The sequence below is a fragment of the Burkholderia lata genome (genome assembly GCF_902499025.1).
GTDB classification, from domain to species: Bacteria; Pseudomonadota; Gammaproteobacteria; order Burkholderiales; family Burkholderiaceae; genus Burkholderia; species Burkholderia lata_C.
Genome location: NZ_CABVPW010000079.1, coordinates 1 through 12,661, shown reverse-complemented (window position 1 = coordinate 12,661; position 12,661 = coordinate 1). Strand labels below are relative to the sequence as shown.

At 69.0% G+C, this 12,661-nt stretch carries 15 protein-coding genes, 1 tRNA gene and 1 pseudogene; 12 read left to right on the top strand and 5 right to left on the bottom strand.

Features of this window, described 5'->3' with window-relative positions:
- The 3 genes from BDI24065_RS40055 to BDI24065_RS40045 form a co-directional block, all read left to right on the top strand.
- Window positions 1-206 (top strand): hypothetical protein (locus BDI24065_RS40055; protein ID WP_175035827.1); only part of this gene is annotated, 206 nt, incomplete at its 5' end.
- A 24-nt stretch (window positions 207-230) separates the two neighbouring features.
- Complete coding sequence (locus BDI24065_RS40050; RefSeq protein ID WP_174916735.1) at window positions 231-662, top strand: phage tail protein; 432 nt, start codon at window positions 231-233, stop codon at window positions 660-662.
- Complete coding sequence (locus BDI24065_RS40045; protein WP_175035826.1) at window positions 659-1,729, top strand: phage late control D family protein; 1,071 nt, start codon at window positions 659-661, stop codon at window positions 1,727-1,729. Before BDI24065_RS40050 ends, BDI24065_RS40045 begins: the two co-directional genes overlap by 4 nt.
- A gap of 177 nt (window positions 1,730-1,906) precedes the next feature.
- On the opposite strand, the gene BDI24065_RS40040 is transcribed toward BDI24065_RS40045, so the two are convergent.
- Together BDI24065_RS40040 and BDI24065_RS40035 are read right to left on the bottom strand one after the other, a co-directional pair.
- Entirely contained in the window at window positions 1,907-2,203 is a 297-nt protein-coding gene (locus tag BDI24065_RS40040; protein ID WP_175035825.1) for a hypothetical protein, read from the bottom strand.
- Window positions 2,204-2,504: 301 nt separating this feature from the next.
- A complete protein-coding gene (locus tag BDI24065_RS40035) occupies window positions 2,505-3,011 on the bottom strand; it encodes a helix-turn-helix domain-containing protein (RefSeq protein ID WP_438820051.1) in 507 nt (168 codons plus the stop codon).
- Between the two features lie 90 nt (window positions 3,012-3,101).
- Here BDI24065_RS40035 and BDI24065_RS40030 point away from each other — a divergent pair, with 90 nt between their 5' ends.
- From BDI24065_RS40030 to BDI24065_RS40010, 5 genes are all read left to right on the top strand, one after another.
- Entirely contained in the window at window positions 3,102-3,317 is a 216-nt protein-coding gene (locus BDI24065_RS40030) for a hypothetical protein (protein WP_175035824.1), read from the top strand.
- A gap of 180 nt (window positions 3,318-3,497) precedes the next feature.
- Window positions 3,498-3,746 carry an ogr/Delta-like zinc finger family protein gene (locus BDI24065_RS40025; protein WP_048251455.1) on the top strand — a complete coding sequence of 83 codons (249 nt, stop codon included), beginning with the start codon at window positions 3,498-3,500 and terminating at the stop codon, window positions 3,744-3,746.
- A 189-nt stretch (window positions 3,747-3,935) separates the two neighbouring features.
- Entirely contained in the window at window positions 3,936-4,202 is a 267-nt protein-coding gene (locus BDI24065_RS40020; protein WP_175035823.1) for a hypothetical protein, read from the top strand.
- 7 nt (window positions 4,203-4,209) lie between these two features.
- Window positions 4,210-7,002 (top strand): toprim domain-containing protein, encoded by a 2,793-nt coding sequence (locus BDI24065_RS40015; RefSeq protein ID WP_175035822.1) that lies wholly within the window; start codon window positions 4,210-4,212, stop codon window positions 7,000-7,002.
- Window positions 6,999-7,370, top strand: a complete 372-nt coding sequence (locus BDI24065_RS40010; RefSeq protein WP_175035821.1) for a hypothetical protein — start codon at window positions 6,999-7,001, stop codon at window positions 7,368-7,370. The genes BDI24065_RS40015 and BDI24065_RS40010 overlap by 4 nt, the downstream gene beginning before the upstream one ends.
- A 51-nt stretch (window positions 7,371-7,421) precedes the next feature.
- On the opposite strand, the gene BDI24065_RS40005 is transcribed toward BDI24065_RS40010, so the two are convergent.
- On the bottom strand, window positions 7,422-7,691 hold the full coding sequence (locus BDI24065_RS40005) for a hypothetical protein (RefSeq protein WP_217481853.1): 270 nt from the start codon (window positions 7,689-7,691) through the stop codon (window positions 7,422-7,424).
- Between BDI24065_RS40005 and BDI24065_RS41285 the strand changes: the two genes are divergently transcribed.
- Together BDI24065_RS41285 and BDI24065_RS40000 are read left to right on the top strand one after the other, a co-directional pair.
- Window positions 7,578-7,838, top strand: a complete 261-nt coding sequence (locus BDI24065_RS41285) for a DNA-binding protein (protein WP_254609956.1) — start codon at window positions 7,578-7,580, stop codon at window positions 7,836-7,838. The two genes, BDI24065_RS40005 and BDI24065_RS41285, sit on opposite strands and share 114 nt — an antisense overlap.
- On the top strand, window positions 7,751-8,821 hold the full coding sequence (locus BDI24065_RS40000) for a tyrosine-type recombinase/integrase (protein WP_254609955.1): 1,071 nt from the start codon (window positions 7,751-7,753) through the stop codon (window positions 8,819-8,821). The genes BDI24065_RS41285 and BDI24065_RS40000 overlap by 88 nt, the downstream gene beginning before the upstream one ends.
- Window positions 8,822-8,836: 15 nt before the next feature.
- Here the strand turns inward: BDI24065_RS40000 and BDI24065_RS39995 are convergent.
- Window positions 8,837-8,912, bottom strand: a tRNA-Arg gene (locus BDI24065_RS39995).
- Window positions 8,913-9,163: 251 nt separating this feature from the next.
- Between BDI24065_RS39995 and BDI24065_RS39990 the strand changes: the two genes are divergently transcribed.
- Window positions 9,164-10,054, top strand: a complete 891-nt coding sequence (locus BDI24065_RS39990; RefSeq protein WP_175035819.1) for a c-type cytochrome — start codon at window positions 9,164-9,166, stop codon at window positions 10,052-10,054.
- Window positions 10,055-10,166: 112 nt separating this feature from the next.
- On the opposite strand, the gene BDI24065_RS39985 is transcribed toward BDI24065_RS39990, so the two are convergent.
- Window positions 10,167-12,254 (bottom strand): UvrD-helicase domain-containing protein, encoded by a 2,088-nt coding sequence (locus tag BDI24065_RS39985; RefSeq protein WP_175035818.1) that lies wholly within the window; start codon window positions 12,252-12,254, stop codon window positions 10,167-10,169.
- A 286-nt stretch (window positions 12,255-12,540) separates the two neighbouring features.
- On the opposite strand from BDI24065_RS39985, the pseudogene BDI24065_RS41280 reads away from it, so the two are divergent.
- A pseudogene (locus tag BDI24065_RS41280) lies at window positions 12,541-12,661 on the top strand (SGNH/GDSL hydrolase family protein); the annotation flags it as partial.

Sequence of the window (12,661 nt, the reverse complement as noted above, 5' to 3'; positions counted from 1 at the left end):
ACAACCTGTCGCTCGACTACCGCGCGCCGCTCACGGCGCCGGCCGCCGCTGCCGCCAGCGCCGCGCCCGCGGCCGGCCCCGTCACCATCAACATCGCGCCGCCGCCCGGCGCCGATGCGGCCGAGATCGCGCGCATGGTGCGTGCCGAGCTCGAACGCACCGAACGCGCGAAGGCGTCGCGCGCCGGCTCGCGCCTGTCCGATTGATCGTTCGTTGAAGGAAACCCGCCCATGATGATGTCGCTCGACCAGTTCGTTTTCAGCCTGGCGACCACGCCCTACCAGGAGCTCCAGCGCCAGCGCAACTGGAAGCACCGCACCAGTTCGCGCATCGGCGTGCGCGATGCGAGCCAGTTCACCGGCGCCGGCGACGACACGATCACCCTGTCCGGCATCGTCGCCCCCGACAACGGCATCGGCGAGATCGCGTCGATCGAGGCGCTCGCCCGGATGGGCGACGCCGGCGACGCGTACGTGCTCGTCGACGGGAACGGCAACGTGTACGGCGCGTACGTCATCGACAGCCTCAACGAGACGGCCACGTATCACACGAAGGAAGGCATCGCGCGCAAGATCGCGTTCACGCTGACGCTCAAGCGCGTCGACGACGGCGTGCTGTCCGAACCGCAGCAGGACGACGAAAGCGGAGCGGACGAGCAATGAGCACGCTGGAACGCAAGCCGGGCGACGCGCAGGCCCGCGCGGGGCGCGTGCAGCCACAGGCCGACTATCGGATCACGCTCGACGGCCGCGACCTGTCGCGCCTGATCGCGCCCAACCTCATCAGCCTGTCGCTGTCGGAATCGCGCGCGGACGAGGCCGACATGCTCGACCTGGTGCTCGACGACGCGCGCGGCGCGTTCGCGATTCCGAAACGCGGCGCGAACATCAAGCTGTCGATCGGCTGGGTCGGCGAGCCGCTCGTCGACAAGGGCGCGTTCACGGTCGACGAAGTCGAGCACAGCGGCGCACCGGACATCATCACGATCCGCGCACGCTCGGCATCGATGACGAACGGGATGCACGAGCGCCGCGAGAAAAGCTGGCACCGGCAGACGATCGGCGCGATCGTGCGCACCATCGCGACGCGCTACGGACTCACGGCCGCCGTCGACGCCACGCTCGCCGCGACGCGGATCGACCACGTCGACCAGACGCAGGAATCCGACATGTCGTTCCTGACGCGCCTCGCCAAGCGCTACGATGCGGTGATGACCGTGAAGGACAAGCGCCTGCTGTTCACGCCGATCGGCAGCGGCAAGACCGTCAGCGGCAAGCCGCTCGACGTGCTGGCCATCACGCGCGCGAGCGGCGACCAGCATCGCTACCACATCGCGCAGCGCGACGATTACACGTCGGTGCGCGCGCACTATCACTCGAACGGCAGTGCGCGGCGGCTGTCGGTGGTCGTCGGCGACGCGAAAGGCAAGAACGTCAAGGTGCTGCCCGAGGATTACGCAACGGAAGCCGAGGCCCGGGCGGCCGCGCAAGCCGACCATGCGCGCACGCAGCGCGGCCAGTCGACGCTGAGCTACACGCTCGCCCTGGGCCGGCCCGAACTGTTTCCCGAGATGCCCGTCACCGTGACGGGGTTCAAGCCGGAAATCGACGACACGCCGTGGCTCGTGAAGAAGGCGACGCATACGATCGGCGACGGCGGGTTCACGACCGCGCTCGAGCTCGAGGTACGCGACGCGCCAAAGAAGTCGAGTCGAACCGGCAAGCGCTGACCGGAGAAGTCGCACGTGGCGGCCGGTGCCGCGATGCCCGGCACGCGATCGCACTGCGGCGATCACGGTGGCGAATTCAGGATCTCGGGGGTGGGGGCGAGGCAATGCGCGGGATGCGCGGCTCGGGTTCGATGCAGCGGCCGGAGCGAATGCCGGCCGGCGGGGGAGCGCAGTGGGTCAGCTCGACTGCTGACGCCCGCCGAGCGTCATGCGCGTGTCCCGTACGTCGCCGCATTGCTGCAACGTGGCACGCGCATCGCGCAAATTGGCCATCGCCTGCAGCGCTGCCTCGAGCACTTGCCCGACCGACAGCATCGCGCTGTCGATCTTTGCGTGCGCGTCGGCCCGCTCGTCGTCGGTCAGGTCCGGACGATATCGCGGCGGGCCCATCGTCGATCCACGCGTGTCCGCGCGATGGTCGGCGTGCGCCGACACGCCGATCGTCCCGATGTCGTGCTTCCTGTTGGTGTCCATTTTCCGGTCTCCGCAAACTCAGTCATCCACCGGGGGCCGCCTGACATGACGGGTCGCCTCGGAACGCCCCGCCGCCAGCTCGCCGGCTTTCAGAATGCTAAACCAATACTGTATGGATATACAGTGATTCGTCCGATTTTATCCGATGACCTTGCGCGGCGCGCTCGACGCACCACGGTGGAACCGGGAAAACGGAAAGGGGACGGGCCGCCCGCGCCGCCGCCGGATCGGGCTGCGTGCGACCGCGTGTAGCGCGCTGCCGGCATGCACAGCAGCGCGGTGCGTCGGGCCGCGCGGCCGCTTATTTCTTCGGTTGCTTCGCCGCGCGCTCCGACTTCAGCCGCTCCGACTTCAGCCGCTCGACCTCGGCCATCGCGCGGTCGACGTTTTCCGCCGTGCGCTGATCGAGTGCCGCGCGGCGATTCTCCGGCAGGCGCTTCGCGCGCCGCGGCGCCACCGCCTGCACCATCGCGCCCGTGCTGATGCAGCTGGCGAGAAACGCGTGCAGCGATGCCTTGCCGGCGTCGTTGAGCTGCCGGTACATCGCCAGCACGTCGGCTTCGTCCGCGTCGCGGCCGCCGCCCTCCGACGCCGGTTCGCCTGCCGCGAACCGTTCGCCGGTCAGCACGTAGCCGATATCGACACCGATCTCGCGAACGGCCAGCAGATAGGACGCGTCGGGAGAGCGCTCATCCGACTCGTACGCCGACTGCGAGCGCCTCGCGACACCGCCCACGGTCGCAAACTCGTCCTGGCTGAGCCCGATCCGCAAGCGCTCGTCCCGCAAGCGACTCCCGATTTGTGTCATAAATTACCCATTAACAATTGACGCGCTGTTTTTTGCTCATTACACTGGCCTTACCGTAACGCAAGACTATCTCGACAAAGTATACCGACCATGACCACTCCCAAAGGCCCGCGCCGTTCGCCGCGCGGCACGATGTCGGACAAGCCCGTCTACGTAGGGCTGACGCCGCTCGAGCGCGGCGAGCTCGAGCAGCTCGCCGCGCAGCGCAACCGCTCGATCTCCAGCATGGCGCGCGAACTGATCCGCATCGGCGCGAGCCACCTGCGCGCGATCGCGACGCCGCGCTCGCGCACCGCCGGCCGTTGAACCGGGTCCCCTCATGTTCCATGCCTTCGAACGCGCCCGACCGTCCGTGCCCGCAGCGTCGATTGTGAGCCACGCGCATGCCTGCACCAATCCGCCGATCGGCCAGCGATGCGGCCGGATCGCCCGCGCAGCCCACTGTCCACCCGGTCATGCGCAGACTCTCGCCCGGAGCACGCCCCCATGCGAATCCTGAACCGTTGCCCGCACTGCCGCACCCGCGCCACCGCGCGCAGCAGCCGCGAAATGTCGCTGACGTTCCGCGAAATCACCTTCCAGTGCGCGAATCCGGAGTGCGGCCACACGTACGTCGTCAACATGGAATTCGCCCGCACGCTGTCGCCGTCCGCCGTCCCGAACCTCGCGTTGCAGTTGCCGCTCTCGCCGCACGTCCGCGAACGCCTGGCCGCGCAACTCGAGCTGCCGGTCTGACGCCCTAACCCCTCGTTCCCGCGTTTCCCTCGCATCGTGCCCCGGTGGCGCGAGGGATCGCCTTTTTCATTGAAAAGGACACCTCATGATCCCGATCCACGCGGGCCGCACCGTCCGATGCCCCGCCAGCGCGGCGATTGCCCGCCACCCTGCGCACTGCGTACGGGTCGATTGCCCGGAGGCGCGCACATGAACCGCTACGCCACCGAACCCGCGCCGCACGACGCCGCGCTGCGCGCCGCGATCGCGGCGGCCGCCGACACGCTGAACTTCGACGCCCCGCCGGACAGCCCCGAGCGGCAACGCACGCTCGGCCGCTTCGTGTCGGCGCTCGCCGATCGCCTCGCGCTCGGTTTCCCGCAATCCGCCGCCGCGCTGCGCGCGCTCGCCGGTTCGCCGGCGACGACGGGCCATCCCGCGCCGCCCGCACCACCGCAACCCGAACGGCAGCAATGACCCCGATATGGCCTCGATCGACGAACTGAAACGACACATCGACCTGCATGACCTCGCCGGCCGTCTCGGCCTGAAACGCGGCCGCGGCGGCGACCGCGCGCTCTATCACTCGCCGCAGCACGCGGACCGGAGCCCGTCGCTGTCGATCTATGCGAATCATCCGAAGTACGGCACCGGCTGGCGCGATCACAGCGCCGACGCCGGCGGCTCGTGCATCGACCTCGTGATCCACGCGCGCGGCGGCACGGTGGCCGACGCCGTCCGCTATCTCCACGACGCGTACGGCCTCCCGTCCGAGCGCCCGGCGCCGGCCGAGCGCCGCGAGAAATCCACCGTCGAATACATCGCCGACCGCTGCACGGCCGAGCGCGAGCGCGTGCGCGACTACCTCGGCGGCCGCGGCATCTCCGCCGCGGCGCTCGACACGGCGTTCGCGGCGCGCACGCTCGGCTTCAACACGTGGACGAGCCCGAAGATCGCCGCCGGCGATGTCGGCCACGGCGGCCCCGCCGCCGCGTTCGTGGTGCGCGCGCCGGGCGATGCGCGCGTCGTCGCGGTCGACATGCGCTACGTCGACCCCGCGCTCAACGGCGGCGTCAAGACCCAGACCCAGGGCGACAAGGCCGGCTACGGCTGGACCGCCGACGCGCGCCGGCTCGACCGCGCCAGACGCGTGGTCATCGTCGAAAGCGCGATCAACGCGCTGTCGATCGACACCTGCGCGCTGCCCGGGACGGCCGCGCTTGCGCTGCGCGGCCTCGCGAACGTCGAGCGCATCGACTTCGCGTTCCTGCGCGGCAAGCAGGTCACGATCTGCCTGGACAACGACGAGCCGTTCGCGGAAGGCCACCCGCGCGCCGGGCAGCGCCCCGGCCCCGAGGCCGCGTGGGCACTCCACGAACGGCTGACCGCGCTCGACATCAGCGCCGTGCTGGTCGACCAGTCGGGCTGGCTGGCAGATCTGGCGGACGGCGACGCCGCGCGCGCGCCGATCAACGACGTGAACGACTACCTGCAGCTGCGCGGCGCGGCCGACCTGGCGCGCGCGCTCGACCAGCTCGAGCCGTGGCTCGTCGCCGGCCTGCCCGGCGACGCATCGCGCCGCGGCCGGCCGCGCATCTTCCTGCCGGCGCACGATTTCGCGCAGTACTGGCGGTTTCGCGTCCGGCCCGACTTCACGAACTACATCGCCAAGATGGATCGCAACGAGGAATCCGGCGTCGACACGCCCGTGATGACCGACCTGTGCGGCTTCCGCATCGCCGGCATCAGCCGCGTGGCCGTCGCGAGCGCGACGTCGACGATGACGGGTGACGCCGACCAGGCGCCCACCGTCTACTTCGCCGTGTCGGTGCAGGCGCCGCGGCACGGTGCGCAGCTGATCCGCCGCGTGATGCTCGACGACCAGCTGCACAACGTCGACCAGTGGAGCAAGTTCGGCCCGATCTGGGCGCCGGCGCCGTTCAAGCGGATGGTGAACATCCTCGAGCGCGGCGCCGACCTCGGCGCGCGCCGCGCCGCGAACTTCGTCGGGCTCGCGTGGCGCGACGGGCGGCTGATCGTCAACGAAGGCCCCGACTGCTACTTCACCGAAGCGGACAAGCAGTGCCCGTATCACAACCTGACGTTCCCGGGCGGCCCGGTGAGCGACGCGCGCCGCGTGATCGCCGCCTACCAGACGACGTTCCGGCAGAACGCCGCGACGATCCCGCTCGTGTGGGCACTCGGCGGCCACCTGAAGGCGCTGCTCGGCTTCTGGCCGCACCTGACGATCCAGGCGAACAAGGGCGCGGGCAAGTCGACGCTCATCAAGCGGCTCGAACGCTCGCTCGCGTTCACGATGTTCTCGGGGCAGTCGCTGCAGACCGAATTCCGCTTGCTGACCAGCATCAGTCACACGAGCCACCCGGTCGGCTGGGAAGAACTGTCGGCACGGCGGCAGGACGTGATCGACAAGGCGGTCGGGCTGCTGCAGGAGAACTACCAGTACACGGTGACGCGGCGCGGCACCGACATGACCGAATACCTGCTGTGCGCGCCGGTGATGCTCGCCGGCGAGGACGTGCCGGTGCGCAGCTTGCTCGGCAAGCTCGTGCGCACGACGCTGACCGGCAAGCGCGGGCCGCTGCTGCCCGACGACCTGCCGCGCTTCCCGGTCCGGCAATGGCTCGAATTCCTGACCGGGCTCGACCGGCGCACCGCGCTCGACCAGTACGCGACGCTGCGCGACAAGGCGCTCGCCGGCTGCCGCGCGAGCGGCGAGGACGACGGCGCGCGGCGCATGGCCGGCAACTACGCGGCCATCGGGCTCGCGTGGCGCTACCTGTGCGAATTCGCCGGCATGGATCCGAGCGAAGGCGATTTCCCGCGCGACCTGATCGCCGAGATGAACGGCCACGTCGCCGAAACGAGCGCCGACCGCGAGCCGTGGGTCTGGATCATGGAAACGGTGCTGTCGGAAATCGACGGCGGCAACTACAAGCATCCGTACACGTTCGACACCGTCGACGGCGAATTCTGCCTGCTGCTGCGCACCGGGCACGTGATGGATCACCTCGCGCACACGAGCGCGCTGCGCGACAAGTGGAACGGCCTGCCCGTGAAGTCCGATCGCGTGTTCAAGGCGCAGCTCAAGCACGCCGGCGTCGTGGTCGGCGAGAAGGAGGTCGAGCGCCGCATCTACATGCGCCGCGTGCCGTACCTGACGCCCGTGTCGCTCGAGCGCCTGGCCGCATTCGGCCTGCACGTGTCGGTGCGCGAGGATCTGGCGACCGACGCGCTGCACGGAGGTCGCGCATGAGCCACGCCCTGTACGACGCGTCACCGCGCGGCGGCGCCCGCCGGGAGCCGGCAGGCAGCGCACGCGAGTCGTGGTTATCGCGGGTGCCGGCTCGCAAGTCCTTGATTCCTGAGGGAACTGCCGCCTTGCGTCGCGCCGGGTTCGCCACGTGTCACGCCGCTTTTGCCACGAGTCCGGTTCGCGCGCCGGCTGCCGTCCCTTCTTCTTTCTCTCTCTTCAACTCATTGAAGAAAAAGAAGAAAGAGAACCGGGAAGCCAGCGCGGCCCGCCGCCATCGCGCACCACGAGTTGGAGCCGCGCTGCCATCGGTCGCCGGCGACGCAGCGGTTTCGCGCCATGAGTTCCGCGCGGCCGCCACGCCTGAGTGATGGCAACCGATGGCCAATAAAACGCTTGAACATCAACGTGTTATGCACCCTTCACACGCGATCCATCACTCCACGAGTTGCGCTGCGTGCCCGCCCGGCGCGCGGCCTGCCGACGGCGCGCATCCGGCCACCGTCGACCTGGCCGGCGCCGCGGCCCTGCTCGGCGCCCATCCCGAAACGGTGCGCCTGAAGGCCCGGGCCGGCGCGCTGCCCGGCCGCAAGGTCGGCAAGCGCTGGATCTTTTCCGTCGCCGCCCTGCAGCGCTACCTCGCCGGCGAATGGCTGCCGCCAGTCGCCCGGAACGATCAGCACGATCAGCAACAGGAAACCCGCCCATGTCGCTCTACAAACGCAAAACCAGCCCGAACTGGCAATACAAGCTGTACCCCCCTGGCGGCGGAACGCCAGTACAGGGAAGCACTGGCACCCGCGACAAAGCGCAGGCCCAGGAATTCCACGACCGGCTGAAGGTCGACCTGTGGAACCAGGCGCGGCTCGGCACGAAGCCGCGCCATTCGTGGAACGACGCGGTCGTGCGCTATGTCGGCGAACGCGCGGGGCTCGCCAGCCTGGAAACGTCGAAGATTCACCTGCGCTGGCTCGACCGGCACTTGTCCGGCGTCGCGCTCGTCGAGATCGACCGGAATCGCGTCGACGCGATCGCGCTCGCCAAGCGCCGGGAGCCGCGCACGGTGCGCACCCGGCACGGCATCGTCGAGACCGACCGGGCCGTCAGCGACGGCACCGTGCGTCGCGTGATCGGCGTGCTGAAATCGGTGTTGAATGCGGCGGTCGAATGGGAATGGCTGGAGCGCGCGCCGGTCACGAAGCGCGCGAAGATCGTCTCGAAGCGCATCCGCTGGCTGACCCCGGCCGAAGCGGAGCGGCTGCTCGCCGAATTGCCCGCGCATCTCGCCGACATGGCGCGCTTCAGTCTCGAGACCGGCCTGCGCCGCTCCAACGTGACGGGGCTGCGGTGGTCGCAAGTCGACCTGGCGCGGCGCGTCGCGTGGATCCACCCTGACCAGGCGAAGGCGCGCAAGGCCATCACGGTGCCGCTTTCGGATACCGCGATCGCGGTGCTGCGCCGCCAGCGCGCGAACCCGCGGGCGCCGGAGTGCGCGGACAGCGTGTTCACCTATCGCGGCAGGCCCGTCTACCAGACGGCAACGGCTGCGTGGGCCAACGCGCTGCAGCGTGCCGGCCTGAGCGATTTCCGCTGGCACGACCTGCGTCACACGTGGGCGAGCTGGCACGTGCAGCGCGGCACGCCGCTGCAGGTGCTCAAGGAACTGGGCGGATGGGAGACGATGGAAATGGTGCAGCGGTACGCGCACCTGTCGGCCGACCACCTCGCGCAGTGGGTCGCGCCGCTGACGGCCGAGCCCGTGCCGGTGCCAGCTGCAATTCAGCTGCAACGAGACAGTGCGACGAAAGGAGAAAACCGCTGAGAGCCTGACTAGGCTTGGCGCGCCCGGCTGGGATCGAACCAGCAACCCCTGCCTTCGGAGGGCAGTACTCTATCCATTGAGCTACGGGCGCCTGTGACAGTGAAGCGACCCCAATATACAGGCCGCCCACGATGGGCAAGACGGCAAGGATACCCGGTTTCCCATGACGCGTCCACCTTGCCCGACGAATCCCCGCCGGGCCCCGCTGCGTGCGGGTAAACACGCGCCATCGCACCGCTCGCCGTGATGTAAACGTTCCGTCTATAATCGACCGGGCTTCATTGGACTGCCATTTGCCGTTGCACCGCGCTCACAATTCCTAATCACGGAGACGAGGCAAGCATGAGCGAAGCACCCCACGAATCTCCCGTCAAAACTCCCGGGCAGCTGATTGCCGTCATCATCGCGTCGTTCGCGATTCCGATCATCCTGATCGTCCTGTTCGCCAACTATGCGAACCATGCGTTCCGTTACGGCGCCGGCACGGACGCGCTATCCGACGAACAGGTTGCCGCGCGTATCGCCCCGCTCGCGCAGGTCGACGTGAAGGACGCCAACGCGCCCCGCACGTACAAGACCGGCGAGGAAGTCTACAAGGCCGTCTGCGTGACCTGCCACGGCACGGGCGCCGCCGGCGCGCCGAAGTTCGGCAACAAGGACGACTGGGCGCCGCGCATCTCGCAAGGCTTCGACACGCTGCTGAAGACGGCGCTGGCCGGCAAGGGCGCGATGCCGCCGCGCGGCGGCACGAGCCCCGACGACGTCAGCGACTATGAAATCGCCCGTGCGATCGTCTACATGGCGAACAACGACGGCGCGAACTTCCCCGAACCGGCCGCACCGGCCGCCAACGCGGCGCAACCCGCCAGCGGCGCCGCGGGCGCGTCAGGCCCGGCGGACGCCGCGAGCGCGCAAATCGCCGCGGCCCAGGCTGCGCTCGCCGCGATCCCGAAGGCCGGTGAAGCACCGGCGGCCGCGGCCGCCCCGGCCGGCGCCGACGCCGGCAAGGCGCTGTACACGTCGACCTGCCAGGCCTGCCACGCGGCGGGCGTGCTCGGCGCGCCGAAGTTCGGCAGCAAGGAAGACTGGGCGCCGCGCCTGAAGGACTCGATGGATACGGTCTACAACTACGCGCTGCACGGCAAGGGCGCGATGCCGCCGAAGGGCGGGTCGAACGCGTCGGACGCCGACGTGAAGGCCGCCGTCGACTACATGGTCAACGCGTCGAAGTAAGCCCACCCGGCCGTCAGTAAAAAACCCCCGCGACGCATACGCATCGCGGGGGTTTTGTTTTGTCGGCGTCACTGGATCGCCGGAACGCCGTGCGCCCGGCGGCGGCGCCTCATCACTTCTGCAGCAACGCCTTCAGGCTCGCGAGCCGGTCCTTCGGCGACATCGGCGCCTCTTCCGGCGTCGGCGGCGGCGCGTCGTCGAGCCCCATCTCCGGGATGAAGCGCGACGGTTCGCACACGACCGTCTCGCGCGCCCGCTTGCGCTTCTTGCACCAGTTCAGGTGCAGGCTGCGCTGCGCACGCGTGATCGCGACGTACATCAGCCGGCGCTCCTCCTCGATCCGCTCGTTGTCGATCGGGCCGTCGTCCTCGCTGCCACCGCGGTGCGGCATGATGCCCTCCTCGACGCCGACCAGGAACACATGCGGATACTCGAGCCCCTTCGACGCATGGACGGTCGACAGCCGCACGGCGTCCGGGTCTTCATCCTTGCCCTCGAGCATCGACATCAGCGCGACGGTCTGGATCAGGCCGAGCAGGTTCTTGCCCGTATCGGCGAGCCCGTCCGCGTTGTGGAAGCCTTCCGCTTCGCCGTCGACGGCCTCCGACTCGGGCTTGGTGCCCTTGCGCTTCAGCCATTCGAGGAATTCGAGCACGTTCTGCCACTTCGACTGCGCCTGCCGTTCGTCGAACGCGTCGTACAGGTACGCCTCGTAGTGGATCGCCTCCATCATGTCGTCGAGCACGACCGTTGCAGGTTCCTTGTCCGCGCGGTCGGTCAGGCGCTGGATGAAGTCGCAGAACATCCGCAGCGGCTCGACCTGCCGCGCGGACAGCCGCGCCTCGATCCCGCCCATGTACACGGCCTCGAACAGCGACACCTTCGCCTGGCCCGCGAACGAGCCGAGCGCTTCGAGCGTCGTGTTGCCGATCCCGCGGCGCGGCGTCGTGACCGCGCGGATGAATGCGGGATCGTCGTCGGCGTTCGCGATCAGCCGCAGGTACGCGCACAGATCCTTGATCTCGGCCTTGTCGAAGAACGACTGCCCGCCCGACAGCACGTACGGGATCCGCTCGCGGCGCAGCACCTGCTCGAAGATCCGCGCCTGGAAGTTGCCGCGGTACAGGATCGCGTAGTCGCGGAACTGCGCGCGCCGCTCGAACTTGTGCGCGGACAGCCGGAACACGACCGATTCGGCTTCATGCTCCTCGTCGTTGCACGGCGTGACGGTGATCGAATCGCCCATCCCGTGCTCGGACCACAGCTTCTTCTCGAACAGTTTCGGGTTGTTCGCGATCACGTTGTTCGCGGCGGTGAGGATGCGCACCGTCGACCGGTAGTTCTGCTCGAGCTTGACCAGATGCAGCTTCGGGAAATCCTTGCCGAGCTGCGCGAGGTTCTCGAGCGTCGCTCCGCGCCAGCCGTAGATCGCCTGGTCGTCGTCGCCCACCGCGGTGAACGCCGCGCGCGGGCCGGCGAGCAGCTTCAGCAGCTCGTACTGGCACGCGTTGGTGTCCTGGTACTCGTCGATCAGCAGGTAGCGCAGCTTGTTCTGCCAGCGGTCGCGCACGGGCTCGTTCTTCGCGAACAGCTCGGCGGGCAGGCGGATCAGGTCGTCGAAGTCGACCGCCTGGTACGCATGCAGCGTCGCGACGTAGTTGCGGTAGACCAGAGCGGCCTGGTGCTCGTCCTCGTTGGCCGCGATCGTCATCGCTTCCTCGGGCATGATCAGGCCGTTCTTCCACAGCGAGATGGTGCTCTGGATCTTGCGGATCAGGCCCTTGTCGGTCGTGCCGATCTGCTCCTGGATCATCCCGAAGCAGTCGTCCGAATCCATGATCGAGAACTGCGGCTTCAGGCCGACGTGCTCGGCCTCCTGGCGCAGGATCTGCACGCCCAGCGAGTGGAACGTACAGACGGTGAGCTGGTTGACGGGCACCTTGCGGCCTTCCTTGCCCGGCGTGGTGAGCGTCTTGCCCTCGAGCAGCTTCGACACGCGCTCGCGCATTTCGGCGGCCGCCTTGTTCGTGAACGTGACGGCCGCGATGTGGCGCGGCTCGAAGCCTTTCGCTTCGATCAGGTGCGCGATCTTCTGCGTGATCACGCGGGTCTTGCCGCTGCCCGCGCCGGCGAGCACGAGACAGGGGCCGTCGAGGTAGCGCACCGCTTCGTTCTGGGCGGAATTGAGGCCTGCGGACATGATGACGGATGGTGTTGCGGTTGACGGCGGAACGCCTGGAGGATGCCGTGCGCGGCGGGCTGGCGAAGCAAGCGGACACGCGGGCAGGACGCGCATGTTAACACGTCGGCGGCGCGCTTTTCGGGAGCGCCGCCGGGCGGGGCTGCGCGGGCCGACGGGCCGGCCGCCCCCTGTCCGTCCGGCCAATCCGGCCCCGTTCACGCACCGATCGGCCACAATAGGCGCACGCCGGCGCCACCCCGCGCCGGCCCGCCTGAATCACCTGAACCGCCACCGGATCGACATCATGGGATACCCGTTCGCCACCGCCGCCCTCGGCCCGCTGCTGTTCGCGCAGGGGCGCTACGTGCGCCGCGTCACGCCGCGGCTGCCCGAGGCGGGCGGCGCGCGCGACGGCGTGGCGGGCG

Bases quoted from the DNA above. Each gene is read 5' to 3' on its own strand.
- BDI24065_RS40050 (WP_174916735.1), top strand. From the start codon at position 231: ATGATGATGTCGCTCGACCAGTTCGTTTTCAGCCTGGCGACCACGCCC.
- BDI24065_RS40045 (WP_175035826.1), top strand. From the start codon at position 659: ATGAGCACGCTGGAACGCAAGCCGGGCGACGCGCAGGCCCGCGCGGGG.
- BDI24065_RS40040 (WP_175035825.1), bottom strand. From the start codon at position 2,203: ATGGACACCAACAGGAAGCACGACATCGGGACGATCGGCGTGTCGGCG.
- BDI24065_RS40035 (WP_438820051.1), bottom strand. From the start codon at position 3,011: ATGACACAAATCGGGAGTCGCTTGCGGGACGAGCGCTTGCGGATCGGG.
- BDI24065_RS40030 (WP_175035824.1), top strand. From the start codon at position 3,102: ATGACCACTCCCAAAGGCCCGCGCCGTTCGCCGCGCGGCACGATGTCG.
- BDI24065_RS40025 (WP_048251455.1), top strand. From the start codon at position 3,498: ATGCGAATCCTGAACCGTTGCCCGCACTGCCGCACCCGCGCCACCGCG.
- BDI24065_RS40020 (WP_175035823.1), top strand. From the start codon at position 3,936: ATGAACCGCTACGCCACCGAACCCGCGCCGCACGACGCCGCGCTGCGC.
- BDI24065_RS40015 (WP_175035822.1), top strand. From the start codon at position 4,210: ATGGCCTCGATCGACGAACTGAAACGACACATCGACCTGCATGACCTC.
- BDI24065_RS40010 (WP_175035821.1), top strand. From the start codon at position 6,999: ATGAGCCACGCCCTGTACGACGCGTCACCGCGCGGCGGCGCCCGCCGG.
- BDI24065_RS39990 (WP_175035819.1), top strand. From the start codon at position 9,164: ATGAGCGAAGCACCCCACGAATCTCCCGTCAAAACTCCCGGGCAGCTG.
- BDI24065_RS39985 (WP_175035818.1), bottom strand. From the start codon at position 12,254: ATGTCCGCAGGCCTCAATTCCGCCCAGAACGAAGCGGTGCGCTACCTC.